The 3,350-nt window shown below is 41.4% G+C and carries 4 protein-coding genes, 2 tRNA genes, 1 rRNA gene and 1 pseudogene; all 8 read right to left on the minus strand.

All coding sequences use genetic code 11. From position 1 onward, the window contains the following. A pseudogene (locus AC0KTX_RS10025) lies at positions 1–102 on the minus strand (tRNA (adenosine(37)-N6)-threonylcarbamoyltransferase complex transferase subunit TsaD); the annotation flags it as partial. Continuing rightward, positions 99–581, minus strand: a complete 483-nt coding sequence (gene rimI, locus AC0KTX_RS10030; protein WP_474252062.1) for a ribosomal protein S18-alanine N-acetyltransferase — start codon at positions 579–581, stop codon at positions 99–101. The gene rimI and the pseudogene AC0KTX_RS10025, both read right to left, overlap by 4 nt. After that, the gene (tsaB, locus tag AC0KTX_RS10035; RefSeq protein ID WP_474252063.1) at positions 551–1,246 is read right to left on the minus strand and encodes a tRNA (adenosine(37)-N6)-threonylcarbamoyltransferase complex dimerization subunit type 1 TsaB; all 696 of its coding nucleotides are present in this window, start codon (positions 1,244–1,246) and stop codon (positions 551–553) included. The genes rimI and tsaB overlap by 31 nt, the downstream gene beginning before the upstream one ends. Next, positions 1,227–1,703 carry a tRNA (adenosine(37)-N6)-threonylcarbamoyltransferase complex ATPase subunit type 1 TsaE gene (gene tsaE, locus AC0KTX_RS10040; RefSeq protein WP_474252064.1) on the minus strand — a complete coding sequence of 159 codons (477 nt, stop codon included), beginning with the start codon at positions 1,701–1,703 and terminating at the stop codon, positions 1,227–1,229. The genes tsaB and tsaE overlap by 20 nt, the downstream gene beginning before the upstream one ends. Further along, positions 1,690–2,700, minus strand: coding sequence for a thiamine-phosphate kinase (thiL, locus tag AC0KTX_RS10045; protein WP_474252065.1), 1,011 nt, complete (start codon positions 2,698–2,700; stop codon positions 1,690–1,692). Before thiL ends, tsaE begins: the two co-directional genes overlap by 14 nt. Positions 2,701–2,848: 148 nt before the next feature. Further along, a tRNA-Asp gene (locus tag AC0KTX_RS10050) sits at positions 2,849–2,924 on the minus strand. Positions 2,925–2,927: 3 nt separating this feature from the next. Beyond that, positions 2,928–3,004, minus strand: a tRNA-Met gene (locus AC0KTX_RS10055). A 16-nt stretch (positions 3,005–3,020) separates the two neighbouring features. Next, positions 3,021–3,136 (minus strand): 5S ribosomal RNA (gene rrf / locus AC0KTX_RS10060). Positions 3,137–3,350 lie beyond the last annotated feature (214 nt).

Below are 3,350 nucleotides of genomic sequence, written 5' to 3' on the forward strand. Positions count from 1 at the left end.
TGAAGCCACAACACTCGCAACAATTTCCGTTCCATTTTTCACAACGGCCGCTGCTGTCTCATCGCAGCTTGTTTCGATACCTAAAATTAACCGATCTTTCATTGTAGATTCACCTGCATTAATAACGCATCTTCTTGATTGTCCGTATAATAGTTTTTCCGAATGCCAATTGGTTTAAAGTTTAATTTTTTGTAAAGGGATTGCGCCGTTTCATTAGAAACTCTTACTTCCAACGTAACAGTTTTGGCTCCCTGTTTTTTTGCTTCATTTAAAATACTCTTTAACAAAGTTTCCCCAAGTTTTTTCCTGCGATAGGACGGAGAAATCGCAATATTTGTAATTTGTCCGTCATCGATAATGACCCATAAACCGCAATATCCTGCAACTTTCCCTTCATATTCAATCACGAAATAGGTGGCAAAATGATTATGAATCAATTCCCTATAAAAAGAATCTTTCGTCCAAGGAACGGTAAACGATGATTGTTCAATTTTAAAAACATCATGAATATCTTCTACCGTCATCTTCCGGACCCTGATTTTGTTATCGGTCATTTCGACATGTTTTGCTTCTCGATCCATTTTGCTTCCGCCTCTGCTAACCGTAAATAATTTGGCACAAACTGATGAATTTCCACTGCTTCTCTTTTCAACCCAAGAATCCCAAGCAATCCGGGACGCGGTTGATGGAGCGAAGAATCTCCGATCACCGCCAGTTCATCCATTATCTTTTTGATTAAGTCCAAATGGAGAGAAACATCATATCCCAAAAACAAAACTCTTTTTTTCAGCCTTTTTATCTCATAGAGCCATTCTTCAAGCAAAATGTTTCGATCTTCTTGGACAGAAACAATTTCTTCTTTATATTCATACAATCCAGTATAAACCCTCCCCCTCCGCGCATCAAAAAGAGGACAGATAAAGCCGTCAAAAAACCGTCCGTTCAAAGCCAGTCCTTCAAGGCTGGAAACACCTGTTAACGGGATATTTCTTGCCCAAGCGAATGTCTTTGCAATCGTCACTCCAATTCGTACACCTGTATAAGAGCCCGGACCTTGGGCAACAACCACCTTTTTTAAATCTTCTGGCCGCACGCTGCATTCCTGCAACAACTGTTCAATAGCAGGCATAACACGGATAGAATGATTTTTTTTTAAATTCGTCATAAATTCACCGATTATTTTTTCCTCATCAACCAGCGCAATGCCTAAGCAATCATTGGAAGTATCAATGGCTAATACCGTCATTTTCAAAAATCTCCTTACATAACGCTTGATATCTGTTTCCCTTCGGCTCAAAGATCAATGCTCTTTTGTTGCCGCCAATATGACGAATCAAAATAGTCAAATGTTCGGGCGGCAGTTGTTCTTCAATAAGTTGGGCCCACTCTACAATGGTGACCCCTTCTCCTTCAAAATACTCGTCAAATCCTAAATCTTCTTCGCAGTTCTCGATTCGATAGACGTCCATGTGATAAAGAGGAAGCCGGCCATCTTCGTACTCTTTAATAATGGTAAAGGTTGGGCTATTGACTATTTTCTTTATGCCCAAACCTTTTGCCAATGCCTTTGTAAATGTTGTTTTTCCAGCTCCAAGATCCCCTTCTAAAGTGATGACATCCCCGCTTTTTAATAGCCTTGCCAGCTTCAAAGCAATTTTTTCCGTTTCTTCAGGAGAGGACGTATGAATTTCAAAATGTTCCAAATGAATCACCTTTTTGAAAATGATTATAGCCCTTTTTTAGCAGCCTTTGACATTTGTCTTTTTCTTTTAAATAAACCATTGGATCGCCTTCTAATACTTCGCCGATTTTCGTTAGGCGAATCCCCCTTTTTTCGCATTTTTCTTTTAAAATCTCAAAGGAGTTTTTGGAAGTAGTTCCGACAAGTTCAAAATCTTCGCCGCCTGATAAAGCCCACTCATATTGTTTTTCAACAGGCATCAATCGAATGGAATCACTTAAAGGGAGAAGATCTTTATTGATGATAATTTGCAGTTTGCTCATTTCGGCAATTTCATTTAATTCACTTGCTATGCCGTCACTTACATCATTTAAACTGGCGCGTTCAAGGTCTGAAATTAATTTTCCTGCTTCCACTTGAGGAACTGGGCGCTGATGACGTGATACTAAGTATGTATAATCATTTTCCGGAAGATGAAAATTACCCTTATTCAACAACAAATACAATCCTGCTGCAGAATCGCCAAGAGTGCCTGTGACAAAAACAACATCTCCAGGTCTTGCATCACTGCGCAAGCGTGCTTTCCCATGTTCAATTTCTCCAATGACCGTTACAGTCACCACTAACCGTTTGTCAATTGAAACCGTGTCGCCGCCAATTAAATCAACTTGAAACCTTTTGGCAGCATCGTTCATGCCTTCGTATATTTCAAGAAGCTCTTTCTCATGCCAATCGGGAGGAATGGCGACGGAAACTAAATAGTACTTGGGATGGCCTCCCATTGCTGCTATATCGCTAATATTAATGGCGACACTTTTATAGCCGATATCAAATGGCCTCATCGTCTTGCGCAAAAAATGAATGCCCTCTACCATCGTGTCCATGCAGACAATTTGTTGAAACCCTTTTCTCGGTGTGTAAACAGCTGCATCGTCGCCGATGCCGACAAAAAGTTCTCCATGAAATTGACGGGTAGGCTGAATGCTTTGAATAAATTGAAACTCATCTTGAACGGGCATAAAGATCCTCTTCCTCATCATCGAAAAACGTTAAAGTTGACCTTATTTTATAGTTTATCGTATTCAATTCGCTTATCCAAGCTTTTCAAAAAATAAAAAAACGAAACGTTAACCGTTTCGTTACTCTCTTCTTTTATATACAATTAGCTGGCGGTCCCGACGGGAATCGAACCCGCGATCTCCTGCGTGACAGGCAGGCATGTTAACCGCTACACTACGGGACCAGTTGGTTGCGGGGGCAGGATTTGAACCTGCGGCCTTCGGGTTATGAGCCCGACGAGCTACCGGACTGCTCCACCCCGCGATAATATAAATAGTTTGCCTGGCAGCGTCCTACTCTCGCAAGGGACAACCCCTTACTACCATCGGCGCTGAAGAGCTTAACTTCCGTGTTCGGGATGGGAACGGGTGTGACCTCTTCGCCATCGCCACCAAGCCGTTTTCGTAAACTTTCGCTGAGATCAAAGCGAAAATTTGGGCAAAGAACATTTATAATTATATCGATTCTAAACGAATTGTCAATGGCCTTCTGGAAATATTCCTTCAAAACTAGATAACGCATTGCCATTCACGAATGAACGCTTGCTTGTGGTTAAGTCCTCGATCGATTAGTATCCGTCAGCTCCACGTGTCGCCACGCTTCCACCTCG

The organism is Aeribacillus sp. JST-2, from assembly GCF_056032925.1.